The organism is Streptomyces caniferus (genome assembly GCF_009811555.1).
Lineage (GTDB): Bacteria > Actinomycetota > Actinomycetes > Streptomycetales > Streptomycetaceae > Streptomyces > Streptomyces caniferus.
Genome location: NZ_BLIN01000005.1, coordinates 4,080,302 through 4,095,364 on the forward strand (window position 1 = coordinate 4,080,302; position 15,063 = coordinate 4,095,364).

Here is a 15,063-nt window from a genome sequence, read left to right on the forward strand (position 1 = left end):
CTGGTCCTTCCCTCAGAAGAACACCGAGCGTCGCTGTACGAGCAGCTTGTAGAGGGTGTGCTGAATCGTTTCCCGTACCTGGTCGGTCAGGTTGAACATCAGCATCGGGTCGTCCGCCGCCTCCGGCGGATAGCCGGCCGTCGGGATCGGCTCGCCGAACTGGATCGTCCACTTCGTCGGCAGCGGCACCGCTCCCAGCGGTCCCAGCCACGGGAAGGTCGGCGTGATCGGGAAGTACGGCAGCCCCAGCACCCGCGCCAGCGTCTTGGAGTTCCCGATCATCGGGTAGATCTCCTCGGCGCCCACGATCGAGCACGGCACGATCGGCGCCCCGGCCTTCAGCGCCGTCGAGACGAAGCCGCCGCGCCCGAACCGCTGCAGCTTGTAGCGGTCCGCGAAGGGCTTGCCGATGCCCTTGAAGCCCTCCGGCATCACCCCGACGATCTCGCCGCGCTCCAGCAGCCGCTGGGCGTCCTCCGCGCAGGCGAGGGTGTGCCCGGCCTTGCGCGCCAGCTCGTTTATCACCGGCAGGACGAACACCAAATCGGCCGCCAGCAGTCGCAGATGACGCTGCGCCGGGTGGTTGTCGTGCACCCCGACCTGCAGCATCAGGCCGTCCAGCGGCAGCGTCCCGGAGTGATTGGCGACGATCAGCGCCCCGCCGTCGGAGGGGATGTTCTCGACGCCCTTCACCTCGACCCGGAAGTACTTCTCGTAGAAGGGCCGCAGCAGCGACATCAGGACCTGGTCGGTCAGCTCCTCGTCGTACCCGAAGTCGTCGACCTCGTAGTCGCCGGTGATCCGCCGGCGCAGGAACGCCAGCCCGCCCGCGATCCGCTCGTCCAGGGACCGCCCGGGGTTCTCCCGCGGGGGCACCGCCGGCGGGTGCTCGGTCCGGGCCTCGGGTACGGGCGCCAGCGCCGTACCGCGCTCCGTGCGCCCGGCCCTCCTGGCCTTCCTGCGCGCCCGGGGCTCCTCGCCGAAGGGGATGACCTTGGCGTCCGCCATCGTGGGTGAACTCCTCACTGGGTCGGGCCGCCGCGTGCGGGCAGCACGCCGGCGAGCCGGTCGACGGTGCGGGCGAGGGACTCGGGCGGCAGCAGCCCGGGTCCGCGGCTGCCGGCGAATTCCGCGAAGGTCTCCGCCGTCGTGTACTTCGGGTGGAACCCCAGTGTCTCGCGCATCTGTGTCGTTTCCACGACCCTGCCGTGCGTGAGCAGCCGGATCTGCTCCGGCGAGAAGTCCGTGATGCCGATGGACCGCAGCGCCGTACCGGCCCAGGTCACGGTCGGCAGCAGGAGCGGCACGGTGGGCCGCCCCAGCCGCCGGGAGGTCTGCGACAGCAGCAGTACGCCGTCCCCGGCGATGTTGAAGGTGCCGCTGTTGAGCGTGCCGCGGCGCGGCGCGGCGGCGGCGATCCGCAGCACCTCGATGGCGTCACCCTCGTGGACGAACTGCAACCGCGGGTCGTAGCCGAGGACGGTGGGCAGCACGGGCAGCGAGAAGTACTCGGCGAGCGGAGAGTCCGCACAGGGCCCGAGGATGTTGGCGAAGCGCAGCACGCACACCGCCACATCGGGCCGGCGCCGGGCGAAGCCGCGTACATACCCCTCGACCTCGACGACGTCCTTGGCGAAACCGCCACTGGGCAGCGACTTCGGCGTAGTGGTCTCGGTGAAGACGGCGGGGTCCCGGGGCGCGGAGCCATAGACGCTGGTGCTGGACTTGATGACCAGACGCTGCACATTCGGGGCCTTCTGGCAGGCGCCGAGCAGCTGCATCGTCCCGATGACGTTGGTTTCCTTCACCGAGGCGCGGCCGCCGCGCTTGCCCAACGGCGTGCCGTTGATGTCCATATGGACGACCGTGTCGACACCCGTCTCGGCCAGGACCCTGGCAATGGCCGGATGCCGGATATCGGCCTTGAGGAATTCCGCGCCGCCCAGATGGTGTTCCGGTGCCACGGCATCGACCCCGATCACCCGGTCGACGTCGGGATCGCGCTGGATACGGCGGACGAACCGGCCGCCCAGCTGCCGTGCGACTCCCGTGACGAGCACGACCTTGCCCAAGATCAGCCCTTCCTTCCCGCCGCGACCGCCGTGGCCGAGCTGTCCCGGTCACGCTATCGGGTAGGTGTTGCGCGGTGATGACCGCAGGATGCCCGTGGCCACATTTCCGTCCGACCACCGTCCATACGGCCCACAACGCACCGCAGCCCCCGATCGCACAGGGCGATGGGGGGCTGCGAATTCGCGATCAGCGTCGCTTACTTCTTGTTACGACGCTGAACGCGGGTGCGCTTGAGCAGCTTGCGGTGCTTCTTCTTCGCCATCCGCTTGCGCCGCTTCTTGATAACAGAGCCCACGACTACCCTCGCTCACTTCGAATCACTCGGTGCGGGGCGTCCGAGCCCACACTACCTACATCGGGCCAGCCTACCCGGCGACGGGCGAACGGCGTAATCCGAGGTTCGGCGCAGCTCCGTCAGGCCGATTCCACCCCCACAAAGGACTCACGGAGATAGTCGTGAACCGCTTGCTCCGGAACCCGGAACGACCTCCCCACACGAATCGCGGGCAGATGACCACTGTGCACCAAGCGGTACACGGTCATCTTCGACACTCGCATCACCGTGGCGACCTCCGCCACGGTCAGGAACACGACCTCGTTCAGAGGCCTCTGGTCTGCAGCCATGCCACACCTGCACCTTCCGCATAAGACGGTCACCGGCTTCCCCTCCGGTGACTCTTCGTCGCTATGCGCTCACTCCCCAGATTAGGGGCGGGTGATGCGAGTGGGGAAGAGGAGCAGCGAACAGCCTCCTATCGGTACAGACATGCCCGATTGAGCACATAGCGGGCCAGCGGCTGATAGGACGCGCTCGGCGCGCCGTCGTCGAGCGGCACCGCCACCGACACCCGCCCTTCCGCCTGGCCGACGAACAGCGCCGGGTCGTCCGTATCCGCCAGCCCGATCGCCTCGATGCCCAGCTGACCTGCCCCGCAGACCCATCCGTGGTCCCCGATCACCAGCTCCGGAAGCGGCCCCGCACCGTCCCCCGCGGCCGCCAGAGCGGTACGCACCGGGAGCGGCGAATGGGTGTGTACGCCCCCCGTCCCCGGCGCGCCCCGCACGCCGGTTTCTCGCATCAGCGCGACTCCCCGTACGTAGGTGAGGGTGCAGGTACGTACGCCGAACCGGGTCGCTATGTCGACACGGGCGCCATACGCCGGGGTGAGGACGGGGCAGCCCGCCGACGAGAGGGCGTCTGCGAGGGCGGCGTAGAAGGCCACCAGCCGGTGCGGATGGCCGGTGCCGAACAGCACCGGCGCCCGGCGGCCGGCCGCCGCTCCGAGCCGTTCGGCGAACCGGTCCAGCGCCGCGAGGGTGCGGTCGGGATCGACCACATCCAGGCCGGAAACGTGCGCGGGATCGACCGAAACGCCGCACTCCTGCCCCATCAGTCGCAGTACTTCACCGGTCTGCCAGTCCCCCTCGGGATCCAGCCCCAGCAGCGCCCGGGGATCACGCGCCCCGAAGAGCCGGTAGCGCGCCAGACTCTTCTCCCGCGTCGTCGCGATCGTCCCCGCGAGCCGCGCCTCGATCAGGTGCGCCCGCAGCGCCCCGGTGCCCACCACACGTCCCATACTGTCCGGTTGGTCGGCCTACGGTTGCCCTGACCGACGGGTAGTCACACCTTTGGGGCACAGCGCCGGATGGGGCCGTACGCACTGCGGGCCGTGGACGGCCGGACGGCGCCCCGCAGGCACGCCGGCGGGGTGCCGCGCACCGCGCGCCCCGGAGGCCCCCCACGGCGCCACAGGAGCCGCTGCGGAGGCCTCGCCCCACAGGACCTACGGCAGCAGCCCGTGCGCCGGGAACACCGCCCGGCGGGTGGCCAGCACCGCCTGGTCCAGCCGGTCGGCCGGGTCATAGCCGGCGTCGACGAAGTCCCGCCACTGCGGCGTACGGCCGTCCGTCATCCGCAGCGGCGCCAACTGCCGCGTCCTGCGGAAGACTTCGTGCCGCCACGACTCCGGCACCATGGAAGTCGGCTCGATGGGCCGGCCCGCCGCGATCGCGGCCAGATGCGTCCAGCTGCGCGGGACCACGTCCACCACCGCATAGCCGCCACCGCCGAGCGCGACCCAGCGCCCGTCCGCATGCTGGTGCGCCAGGTCGTGACAGGCCTCCGCCACCGCACGCTGCGCGTCCAGGCTCACCGCGAGGTGTGCCAGCGGATCCTCGAAGTGGGTGTCCGCGCCGTGCTGCGTCACGATCACCTGCGGCCGGAAGGCGCCCAGCAGCTCCGGCACCACCGCGTGAAAGGCCCGCAGCCACCCCTCGTCCCCGGTGCCGGCCGGCAGCGCCACATTCACCGCGCTGCCCTCCGCGCCCTCGCCGCCGGTCTCCTCCGGCCAGCCGGTCTGCGGAAAGAGCGTCCGCGGATGCTCGTGCAGCGAGATCGTCAGGACCCGCGGGTCCTCCCAGAACGCCGCCTGCACCCCGTCGCCGTGGTGCACATCCACATCGACGTACGCGACCCGTTCGGCCCCCAGCTCCAGCAGCCGGGCGACGGCCAGCGACGCGTCGTTGTAGATACAGAATCCGGCCGCCCCGCCCGGCATCGCATGGTGCAGCCCGCCGGCGAAGTTCACCGCATGCGCCGCGTCGCCGCGCCAGACGGCCTCCGCCGCGCCCACCGACTGACCGGCGATCAGCGCGGACGCCTCGTGCATCCCCGCGAACGCCGGATCGTCCGCCGTGCCCAGCCCGTACGAGAGATCCGCGGCAGCGGGGTCCGCCGAGGCTCTGCGGACCGCGCCGATGTAGTCCTCACGATGCACCAGCCGCAGGGTGGAATCCCCGGCGGGCTTGGCCGCGACCACCTCCAGGGGCCCGCGGTCCAGCTCGTACGCCTCCACCAAACGCATGGTCAGCGCGAGCCGGACCGGGTCCATCGGATGCCCGGACCCGAAGTCGTAGCCCGTTACTGCCTCATCCCACATCAGCTGTGCGCGGCCGCTCATGCCCGTCACCGTATCGGGCCTCCGGCGCCCCGAACGATCGGGCATACACCAACGTCATCAGCACCAGGGCCATCGGTACGAGCATCGCCCCCCGATAGCTCCAGGCATCGCCGAGCGCACCGACCAGCGGAGAGCCGATCAAGAAGCCCACATAGTTGAAGATGTTGAGTCGCGCGACGGCCATGTCCGAGGCCCCGGGGCCGTGCCGCTCAAAGGCGAGACGCCCCGCCGCCGCGAACGTCTGGGGCACGATCACACACAGCCCGAGCCCCAGCAGCGTGAACCCCGCCATCCCGGCCCAGGCCCCCGGAGCAGCCGCCACCACCGCGAAACCGCCCGCCGCGACCACCGTCCCGGTCCGCACCACCGCGACCGCCCCGAACCGCCGCACCCCCGGATCGCCGACCGCCCGGCCGAGCAGCGTGGTGACCATATAGACGTTGTACGGGACGGTGGCGAGCTGCTCCGAGCTCCCCAGGACGTCCTGCAGATACTTGGCGCTCCAATTGGAGACGGTCGAGTCCCCGATATAGGCGAACGCCATCACCAGACACAGCGGCAACAACAGCCGCATCGCGAGGGGCGCGGCGGCCGCGGCGGACCCCGCCCCGCCCTCCTCCGGATCCCGGCGGTCCCGGTCGACGAACCAATGGCCCACGATCAGCGCCAGGGGCACCAGGACCGCCACCACCGGCCCGTAGAGCAGCGCAAGCGACAGCTTCCAGTGCGCACCCGCCCAGGCCAGCGAGGCGCCCACCATGCCGCCCAGGCTGTACGCCGCATGGAAGCCGAGCATGATGCTCCGCCCGTACGCCCGCTGGAGACTCACCCCGAGCATGTTCATCGAGGCGTCCAGGGCCCCCACCGACAGTCCGAAGACCGCCAGCGCCACGGCGGCCTGCGCCATCGACCCGACCGAGCCCACCGCCAGCAGCGCCAGGCACACCACGGGCTGCGCGCACCGCAGCACCCGGCCGGCCCGCACCCGCTTCACCAGCTGCTCGGTGCCGACGCTGCCGGCCCCCGCGAGGACGGGCACCGCCGCGAGGAAGGCCGGCAGCAGCCCGTCGGAAATCCCGTAGCGCTCCCGGATCGCGGGTATTCGGGTCACGAGGAGGGCGAAGACCGCCCCCTGGACGAAGAAGCTGAGGGCGAGCGCCACCCTGCCGTGCCGTAGCTGCGCTCCTGGAACCCGAGGGGCCGTCATGGCCGCTCAGCCTAGAACTCCCCACTACTGCTGGGTAGATGGATCTCCCCGCCAATTCCGACCGCGATCCGAGCGGCGACGCCGCTACTGCAGCAGCGCAGGAAGCTCCGCCATCTGGTCGAACAGCGCGGTGGCCCCGGCCTCCACCAGCTTCGGCGCCGGCGTCATCGCCGTGAAGCCGTAGACGTCCATCCCCGCGGCGACCGCCGCCTGCACCCCCAGCGGACTGTCCTCGACCACCGCACACCGCTCCGGTGCCACCCCCATCTCCTTCGCCGCATACAGAAAGAGATCCGGCGCCGGCTTCCCCCGCCCCACGTCCTGCGACGAGAAGATGCGCCCACCGCCCCCGTTCCGCCCCTCGGCGAAGCGCTCGAGCAGCCCGGTCTTCGTCAGCGTCACCCGGATGCGCTCATGGCTCCCCGACGACCCGACGCAATGCGGCACCCCGTTGGCGGTCAGCTTCTCCAGCACCTCGACCACGCCCGCCACGGGCTCCAACCGCCGGCGGAACTCCTCGAACACCCGCCGGTGAAAGGCCTCGTCGAACCCGGCCGGCAGCCGCTCGCCCGACCGCTCCAGCACCACCTCGTGAATACGGTGCATAGCGCCGCCCATGTAGTCGCGCAACGACTCTTCATAGGTGGTCGGATGGCCCAGTTCGGTGAGATGGGCGGCCAGGATCCGATTGGCGATCGGCTCGCTGTCCACGAGGACGCCATCGTTATCGAAGATAACCAAGTCATAGCGCATGCTCATGAGCGTATCGAGCCCGGAACGCAGAAAAGCCCCGCACCATAAGGTGCGGGGCTTCCCCACAATGATTGTTCGGCGGCGTCCTACTCTCCCACAGGGTCCCCCCTGCAGTACCATCGGCGCTGAAAGGCTTAGCTTCCGGGTTCGGAATGTAACCGGGCGTTTCCCTAACGCAATGACCACCGAAACACTATGAAGTTAACCAACCCGGCATACTGCATCTAATCAAATACAGTCAGGTCGTTACTTCAGAACCTACACAGTGGACGCGAGCAACTGAGGACAAGCCCTCGGCCTATTAGTACCAGTCAACTCCACCCGTTACCAGGCTTCCATATCTGGCCTATCAACCCAGTCGTCTACTGGGAGCCTTAACCCCTCAAAGGGGGTGGGAGTACTCATCTCGAAGCAGGCTTCCCGCTTAGATGCTTTCAGCGGTTATCCTTTCCGAACGTAGCCAACCAGCCATGCCCTTGGCAGGACAACTGGCACACCAGAGGTTCGTCCGTCCCGGTCCTCTCGTACTAGGGACAGCCCTTCTCAATACTCCTACGCGCACAGCGGATAGGGACCGAACTGTCTCACGACGTTCTAAACCCAGCTCGCGTACCGCTTTAATGGGCGAACAGCCCAACCCTTGGGACCGACTCCAGCCCCAGGATGCGACGAGCCGACATCGAGGTGCCAAACCATCCCGTCGATATGGACTCTTGGGGAAGATCAGCCTGTTATCCCCGGGGTACCTTTTATCCGTTGAGCGACGGCGCTTCCACAAGCCACCGCCGGATCACTAGTCCCTACTTTCGTACCTGCTCGACCCGTCAGTCTCACAGTCAAGCTCCCTTGTGCACTTACACTCAACACCTGATTGCCAACCAGGCTGAGGGAACCTTTGGGCGCCTCCGTTACTCTTTAGGAGGCAACCGCCCCAGTTAAACTACCCACCAGACACTGTCCCTGATCCGGATCACGGACCCAGGTTAGACATCCAGCACGACCAGAGTGGTATTTCAACAATGACTCCACAACCACTGGCGTGGCTGCTTCAAAGTCTCCCACCTATCCTACACAAGCCGAACCGAACACCAATATCAAGCTATAGTAAAGGTCCCGGGGTCTTTCCGTCCTGCTGCGCGAAACGAGCATCTTTACTCGTAATGCAATTTCACCGGGCCTATGGTTGAGACAGTCGAGAAGTCGTTACGCCATTCGTGCAGGTCGGAACTTACCCGACAAGGAATTTCGCTACCTTAGGATGGTTATAGTTACCACCGCCGTTTACTGGCGCTTAAGTTCTCAGCTTCGCCGACCCGAAGGTCGACTAACCGGTCCCCTTAACGTTCCAGCACCGGGCAGGCGTCAGTCCGTATACATCGCCTTACGGCTTCGCACGGACCTGTGTTTTTAGTAAACAGTCGCTTCTCGCTGGTCTCTGCGGCCACCACCAGCTCAGAGTGCAAGACTCATCACCAGCAATGGCCCCCCTTCTCCCGAAGTTACGGGGGCATTTTGCCGAGTTCCTTAACCATAGTTCACCCGAACGCCTCGGTATTCTCTACCTGACCACCTGAGTCGGTTTAGGGTACGGGCCGCCATGAAACTCGCTAGAGGCTTTTCTCGACAGCATAGGATCATCCACTTCACCACAATCGGCTCGGCATCAGGTCTCAGCCTTAATGTGTGACGGATTTGCCTACCACACGGCCTACACCCTTACCCCGGGACAACCACCGCCCGGGCTGGACTACCTTCCTGCGTCACCCCATCGCTTACCTACTACCACCTTGGATCGGCGGCTCCACCACGTCCCTTTGTCCGAAGACTCCAGGCCAGCTTCACGGCCTTAGCATTAATGGATTCGATATTGGGCGTTTCAAAGCGGGTACCGGAATATCAACCGGTTGTCCATCGACTACGCCTGTCGGCCTCGCCTTAGGTCCCGACTTACCCTGGGCAGATCAGCTTGACCCAGGAACCCTTAGTCAATCGGCGCACACGTTTCCCACGTGTGTATCGCTACTCATGCCTGCATTCTCACTCGTGAACCGTCCACAACTCGTTTCCACGGCTGCTTCACCCGGCACACGACGCTCCCCTACCCATCCACACACCCGTTAGGGCTATTGCATGAATGACACGACTTCGGCGGTGTGCTTGAGCCCCGCTACATTGTCGGCGCGGAATCACTTGACCAGTGAGCTATTACGCACTCTTTCAAGGGTGGCTGCTTCTAAGCCAACCTCCTGGTTGTCTCTGCGACTCCACATCCTTTCCCACTTAGCACACGCTTAGGGGCCTTAGTCGATGCTCTGGGCTGTTTCCCTCTCGACCATGGAGCTTATCCCCCACAGTCTCACTGCCGCGCTCTCACTTACCGGCATTCGGAGTTTGGCTAAGGTCAGTAACCCGGTAGGGCCCATCGCCTATCCAGTGCTCTACCTCCGGCAAGAAACACACGACGCTGCACCTAAATGCATTTCGGGGAGAACCAGCTATCACGGAGTTTGATTGGCCTTTCACCCCTAACCACAGGTCATCCCCCAGGTTTTCAACCCTGGTGGGTTCGGTCCTCCACGAAGTCTTACCTCCGCTTCAACCTGCCCATGGCTAGATCACTCCGCTTCGGGTCTTGGGCACGCTACTCAACGCCCTATTCGGACTCGCTTTCGCTACGGCTTCCCCACACGGGTTAACCTCGCAACATACCGCAAACTCGCAGGCTCATTCTTCAAAAGGCACGCAGTCACGACTGCATGTGCAAGCACATACAGCGACGCTCCCACGGCTTGTAGGCACACGGTTTCAGGTACTATTTCACTCCGCTCCCGCGGTACTTTTCACCATTCCCTCACGGTACTATCCGCTATCGGTCACCAGGGAATATTTAGGCTTAACGGGTGGTCCCGCCAGATTCACACGGGATTTCTCGGGCCCCGTGCTACTTGGGTGGTTCTCAAACGAGCCGCTAATGTTTCAGCTACGGGGGTCTTACCCTCTACGCCGGACCTTTCGCATGTCCTTCGCCTACATCAACGGTTTCTGACTCGTCTCACAGCCGGCAGACTGCAAAAGAGAACTCCCACAACCCCAACCACGCAACCCCTGCCGGGTATCACACGTGACTGGTTTGGCCTCATCCGGTTTCGCTCGCCACTACTCCCGGAATCACGGTTGTTTTCTCTTCCTGCGGGTACTGAGATGTTTCACTTCCCCGCGTTCCCTCCACACTGCCTATGTGTTCAGCAGCGGGTGACAGTCCATGACGACTGCCGGGTTTCCCCATTCGGACACCCCCGGATCAAAGCTTGGTTGACAGCTCCCCGGGGCCTATCGTGGCCTCCCACGTCCTTCATCGGTTCCTGGTGCCAAGGCATCCACCGTGCGCCCTTAAAAACTTGGCCACAGATGCTCGCGTCCACTGTGCAGTTCTCAAGCAACGACCAGCCACCCGTCACAACCCACCGAAGTGAGCCTTTACCGGGGCCGGCATCGCGAAGGTCCAGACCATCGGCCCGTACCCTCAGATACCCAACAACGTGCCCGGCCCACCCGATCAATCCCCACGTTCCACGCCGAAGCAGTACTAGTGACAACCAATCAAGTGCGCCGAATAGTCAACGTTCCACCCATGAGCTAACCACCGTCGAACATTTGCCGACGTAGTGGCTCTGGACAACCTTGCGGCTGCCTAGATGCTCCTTAGAAAGGAGGTGATCCAGCCGCACCTTCCGGTACGGCTACCTTGTTACGACTTCGTCCCAATCGCCAGTCCCACCTTCGACGATTCCCTCCCACAAGGGGTTGGGCCACCGGCTTCGGGTGTTACCGACTTTCGTGACGTGACGGGCGGTGTGTACAAGGCCCGGGAACGTATTCACCGCAGCAATGCTGATCTGCGATTACTAGCAACTCCGACTTCATGGGGTCGAGTTGCAGACCCCAATCCGAACTGAGACCGGCTTTTTGAGATTCGCTCCACCTCGCGGTATCGCAGCTCATTGTACCGGCCATTGTAGCACGTGTGCAGCCCAAGACATAAGGGGCATGATGACTTGACGTCGTCCCCACCTTCCTCCGAGTTGACCCCGGCAGTCTCCTGTGAGTCCCCATCACCCCGAAGGGCATGCTGGCAACACAGAACAAGGGTTGCGCTCGTTGCGGGACTTAACCCAACATCTCACGACACGAGCTGACGACAGCCATGCACCACCTGTACACCGACCACAAGGGGGCGCCTGTCTCCAGACGTTTCCGGTGTATGTCAAGCCTTGGTAAGGTTCTTCGCGTTGCGTCGAATTAAGCCACATGCTCCGCTGCTTGTGCGGGCCCCCGTCAATTCCTTTGAGTTTTAGCCTTGCGGCCGTACTCCCCAGGCGGGGAACTTAATGCGTTAGCTGCGGCACGGACGACGTGGAATGTCGCCCACACCTAGTTCCCAACGTTTACGGCGTGGACTACCAGGGTATCTAATCCTGTTCGCTCCCCACGCTTTCGCTCCTCAGCGTCAGTATCGGCCCAGAGATCCGCCTTCGCCACCGGTGTTCCTCCTGATATCTGCGCATTTCACCGCTACACCAGGAATTCCGATCTCCCCTACCGAACTCTAGCCTGCCCGTATCGAATGCAGACCCGGGGTTAAGCCCCGGGCTTTCACATCCGACGTGACAAGCCGCCTACGAGCTCTTTACGCCCAATAATTCCGGACAACGCTTGCGCCCTACGTATTACCGCGGCTGCTGGCACGTAGTTAGCCGGCGCTTCTTCTGCAGGTACCGTCACTCTCGCTTCTTCCCTGCTGAAAGAGGTTTACAACCCGAAGGCCGTCATCCCTCACGCGGCGTCGCTGCATCAGGCTTTCGCCCATTGTGCAATATTCCCCACTGCTGCCTCCCGTAGGAGTCTGGGCCGTGTCTCAGTCCCAGTGTGGCCGGTCGCCCTCTCAGGCCGGCTACCCGTCGTCGCCTTGGTAGGCCATCACCCCACCAACAAGCTGATAGGCCGCGGGCTCATCCTTCACCGCCGGAGCTTTCCACCACCAGACCATGCGGTCGGTGGTCGTATCCGGTATTAGACCCCGTTTCCAGGGCTTGTCCCAGAGTGAAGGGCAGATTGCCCACGTGTTACTCACCCGTTCGCCACTAATCCCCTCCCGAAGGAGGTTCATCGTTCGACTTGCATGTGTTAAGCACGCCGCCAGCGTTCGTCCTGAGCCAGGATCAAACTCTCCGTGAATGTTTACCCGACTGCGTTTAATTAAAAACTGCGGGTCAACACACACGAGAGCGGAACAACCAGACGGAATAGGTCCGGTCGTTCACAGCGTCCTCGCTGTGTGTGCCACCCCGACCGCATGGGCCGTGGTGGACTTTCAAAGGAACCTCATCCACCGAGGTGGACGGGGTATCAACATATCTGGCGTTGACTTTTGGCACGCTGTTGAGTTCTCAAGGAACGGACGCTTCCTTTGTTCCTGTTTCACCAGGATCTCCGGGCGCTTCCCTTCGGTCTTGCGTTTCCGACTCTATCAGATCCTTGCGGGCCCGATTTTCGCCGGCGCGTTTCCGCCTTTCGGCTTCTTCGCGTTTCCAACCTTACCAGATCCGTTTCCGTCTCCGGCCCCCTGTTGGAGCGGGGTGACCGTCCGGCTTTCGCTTTCCGGCCTTTCCGACTCTATCAGACTCGATTTCGTTCCGTTGCCGGTCCGAATTCGTTTCCGAATCCCCGTCGGAGGGGGTTCCGCCGTGGTGCGGCTATTTGTGCTGCCGCGCCTTTCGGCGTGATCACTACTTTAGCGGAATTCCTCGTTGACGCATAATCACGTCGCGGTCGAATTTCGGCATGCCGAAATTGTTCCCGGTGAGGGGCCGTGCAGTAGTGGTGTGCCGCGAAGCGGCGGGATGGTCGCCTCAAAGCCGTTCCGACTCTGTGGCAACTCGGAGAACACTACGTATGGGGGAGGGCCGTGTCAACCTGCGTCAGTCAAGGTCACTCAGACGCCCGTCGGCGTCCGGCTGGGCGTCCTCGACGCGGCGCAGCAAACGGGTCAGGACCTGGCCGAGGAGCTGTCGCTCCTCGCCGGAAAGGTCCTGGAGGAGGTCCTCCTCGAAGACCGACGCGAGGCGCATCGCCTCGAGCCACTTCTGCCGGCCGTCGTGGGTGAGCGCGACGATCACTCGGACGCGGTTGGTCTCGTCGCGCTCTCGTGTCACCAGCCCCTCGTTCGCCATGCGGTCGATGCGGTGGGTCATGGCGGCCGGCGTGAGGCCGAGCAGTTTGGCGAGTTCGCCGGGGCCCAGTTGGTAGGGGGCTCCGGAGACCACGAGGGCCTTGAGGACCTCCCACTCGGCATTGCTCAGGCCGAGGGTGGCGGTCTGCCGCCCGTACGCGACGTTCATCCGTCGGTTGAGGCGCTGAAGTGCGGAGACGACCTGCTCCACCTGGGGGTCGAGGTCCTGGAATTCGCGCTGGTAGGCCGCGATCTGTTCCTCGAGGCTCGGCTCGGCAGCGTCGGCGGCCGCATCTGAGGGCTCAGGCATGCGGCGCAGTATGACATGGAAGTCATTGGCGTTGAAGTTCTTCGAGGTGTACTCTTCAACTTCGAACTTTAGAGTTGAAGTCTTCAGGGTGAGACTGTCCGGCTCCGGACGGCCTCGCCCTGGTTTCTGTCCCAGCTCCTTCGGTTCGTCTCCTTATCCCTCTGATGACCTGACCTAGGTAGGTGAGTGTGACCACCGCGATGGGCGCCGCGTTGCGCCGGATCCAGCTCGGGAACGCGCTGAGTGCGTTCGGGAGCGGCTTCACCGTTCCGTATCTGTACGTCTACGTGGCGAAGGTGCGGGATCTCGGCGCGAGCACTGCCGGTGCGGTGCTCGCCATGCTGGCGGTGGCCGCGCTGGTCGTCCTGCCGCTGACCGGTCGTGCCATCGACCGGCGCGGGCCTCTTCCGGTGGCCATCGTCGGTACGGTCTCCGCCGCCGTCGGATCGCTCGGGATCGGGCTGTCCGCCACCGAGCCGCTGGTCATCGCGTCGGCGATCGCCCTCGGTGCCGGTATAGCGGTCATTCAGCCCGCTCTCGCGACGATGATCGTCTGGTGCTCGACGACGCTGACGAGGTCGCGGGCGTTCGCCACCCAGTTCTTCATGAACAACCTGGGGCTGGGCGTCGGCGGTCTGGTCGGCGGGCTGCTGGTGGACGAGACGCATGCGTCGAGCTTTGTGCGGCTGTTCGCCATCGAGGCCGTGATGTTCCTGGTGCTCGGCGCGGCGGTGGCGACCGTGCGGCTGCCGCGGGCGCCGAAGGTCGAGGACGCGGTGCCGACCGAGGAGCGGGCCAAGGGCGCCTGGCGGGCGATGTTCGCCGACCGGCGGATGGTGTGGCTGTGCGTCCTGGGGTTCGTGCTGTTCTTCGCCTGCTACGGGCAGTTCGAATCGGGGCTGGCGGCCTACGCGACCGAGGTCACCCGGATCGCGCCGTCCAGCCTGGGTATCGCGCTGGCGGCCAATACGGCGGCGATCGTGGCGGCGCAGTTCGTGGTGCTCAAGCTGGTCGAGCGCCGGCGGCGCAGCCGGGTGATGGCGCTGGTCGGGATGGTCTGGACGGTGGCGTGGATAGCCGCCGGGCTCTCCGGGCTGGTGCACGGCGCGCAGGTGGTGGCGACGACGCTGCTCATCTCGACGTATGCGCTGTTCGGTATCGGTGAGTCGATGCTGTCGCCGACGGTGGCTCCGCTGGTGGCCGATCTGGCGCCGGCCTCCCTGATCGGGCAGTACAACTCGGCGTTCGCCCTGGTCAAGCAGCTGGCGCTGGCGGTCGGTCCGGCCGTGGGCGCGCTGATGGTGGGGCATGGGATGTACGTGGCGTACATCGGGATGCTCGTGGTGTGCGCGCTGGGGATCACGGGGTTGTCGCTGTGGCTGGGGCGGATGCTGCGTCCGGCGCAGGACAATCCGCACCGGGCGGTGGCGTCCCTGCCCGCGGCGCGGGTGCCGGCCGAGGCGGAAGCCGTGGCCTGCAGCGCCTGAGCCCGCGCACGATGCCTAAGAGGGTTGCTCCGGTATGCCGCCGG

At 65.1% G+C, this 15,063-nt stretch carries 10 protein-coding genes and 3 rRNA genes; 1 reads left to right on the top strand and 12 read right to left on the bottom strand.

Going from position 1 to position 15,063, the window contains the following annotated elements; translation table 11 throughout:
* Window positions 1-12 precede the first annotated feature (12 nt).
* From Scani_RS34475 to Scani_RS34530, 12 genes are all read right to left on the bottom strand, one after another.
* Complete coding sequence (locus tag Scani_RS34475; RefSeq protein WP_159481624.1) at window positions 13-1,008, bottom strand: lysophospholipid acyltransferase family protein; 996 nt, start codon at window positions 1,006-1,008, stop codon at window positions 13-15.
* A 14-nt stretch (window positions 1,009-1,022) separates the two neighbouring features.
* Window positions 1,023-2,072: an NAD-dependent epimerase/dehydratase family protein gene (locus Scani_RS34480; protein ID WP_159481625.1), complete on the bottom strand. Its 1,050-nt coding sequence runs from the start codon at window positions 2,070-2,072 to the stop codon at window positions 1,023-1,025.
* Window positions 2,073-2,269: 197 nt separating this feature from the next.
* Window positions 2,270-2,368 carry a 30S ribosomal protein bS22 gene (locus Scani_RS34485; RefSeq protein ID WP_003948845.1) on the bottom strand — a complete coding sequence of 33 codons (99 nt, stop codon included), beginning with the start codon at window positions 2,366-2,368 and terminating at the stop codon, window positions 2,270-2,272.
* 119 nt (window positions 2,369-2,487) lie between these two features.
* Window positions 2,488-2,697 carry a helix-turn-helix domain-containing protein gene (locus tag Scani_RS34490; protein ID WP_006604741.1) on the bottom strand — a complete coding sequence of 70 codons (210 nt, stop codon included), beginning with the start codon at window positions 2,695-2,697 and terminating at the stop codon, window positions 2,488-2,490.
* 128 nt (window positions 2,698-2,825) lie between these two features.
* Window positions 2,826-3,641: a phosphatase gene (locus Scani_RS34495; RefSeq protein ID WP_159481626.1), complete on the bottom strand. Its 816-nt coding sequence runs from the start codon at window positions 3,639-3,641 to the stop codon at window positions 2,826-2,828.
* A gap of 216 nt (window positions 3,642-3,857) precedes the next feature.
* The gene (locus Scani_RS34500) at window positions 3,858-5,033 is read right to left on the bottom strand and encodes an acetoin utilization protein AcuC (RefSeq protein WP_159481627.1); all 1,176 of its coding nucleotides are present in this window, start codon (window positions 5,031-5,033) and stop codon (window positions 3,858-3,860) included.
* Window positions 5,002-6,240, bottom strand: coding sequence for an MFS transporter (locus Scani_RS34505; protein WP_159481628.1), 1,239 nt, complete (start codon window positions 6,238-6,240; stop codon window positions 5,002-5,004). The genes Scani_RS34500 and Scani_RS34505 overlap by 32 nt, the downstream gene beginning before the upstream one ends.
* Before the next feature lie 84 nt (window positions 6,241-6,324).
* Window positions 6,325-6,993, bottom strand: a complete 669-nt coding sequence (locus Scani_RS34510; RefSeq protein WP_159481629.1) for an HAD family hydrolase — start codon at window positions 6,991-6,993, stop codon at window positions 6,325-6,327.
* A 73-nt stretch (window positions 6,994-7,066) separates the two neighbouring features.
* Window positions 7,067-7,183, bottom strand: a 5S ribosomal RNA gene (gene rrf, locus Scani_RS34515).
* Window positions 7,184-7,274: 91 nt separating this feature from the next.
* Window positions 7,275-10,397, bottom strand: a 23S ribosomal RNA gene (locus Scani_RS34520).
* Between the two features lie 302 nt (window positions 10,398-10,699).
* Window positions 10,700-12,228, bottom strand: a 16S ribosomal RNA gene (locus Scani_RS34525).
* The 16S, 23S and 5S rRNA genes sit together here, the layout of an rRNA operon.
* 743 nt (window positions 12,229-12,971) lie before the next feature.
* Window positions 12,972-13,532: a MarR family winged helix-turn-helix transcriptional regulator gene (locus Scani_RS34530; protein WP_159481630.1), complete on the bottom strand. Its 561-nt coding sequence runs from the start codon at window positions 13,530-13,532 to the stop codon at window positions 12,972-12,974.
* A gap of 188 nt (window positions 13,533-13,720) precedes the next feature.
* On the opposite strand from Scani_RS34530, the gene Scani_RS34535 reads away from it, so the two are divergent.
* Complete coding sequence (locus Scani_RS34535) at window positions 13,721-15,019, top strand: MFS transporter (protein WP_159482541.1); 1,299 nt, start codon at window positions 13,721-13,723, stop codon at window positions 15,017-15,019.
* The last annotated feature ends 44 nt before the right edge of the window (window positions 15,020-15,063 follow it).

Bases quoted from the DNA above. Each gene is read 5' to 3' on its own strand.
- Scani_RS34475 (WP_159481624.1), bottom strand. From the start codon at position 1,008: ATGGCGGACGCCAAGGTCATCCCCTTCGGCGAGGAGCCCCGGGCGCGC.
- Scani_RS34490 (WP_006604741.1), bottom strand. From the start codon at position 2,697: ATGGCTGCAGACCAGAGGCCTCTGAACGAGGTCGTGTTCCTGACCGTG.
- Scani_RS34500 (WP_159481627.1), bottom strand. From the start codon at position 5,033: ATGAGCGGCCGCGCACAGCTGATGTGGGATGAGGCAGTAACGGGCTAC.
- Scani_RS34505 (WP_159481628.1), bottom strand. From the start codon at position 6,240: ATGACGGCCCCTCGGGTTCCAGGAGCGCAGCTACGGCACGGCAGGGTG.
- Scani_RS34510 (WP_159481629.1), bottom strand. From the start codon at position 6,993: ATGCGCTATGACTTGGTTATCTTCGATAACGATGGCGTCCTCGTGGAC.
- Scani_RS34530 (WP_159481630.1), bottom strand. From the start codon at position 13,532: ATGCCTGAGCCCTCAGATGCGGCCGCCGACGCTGCCGAGCCGAGCCTC.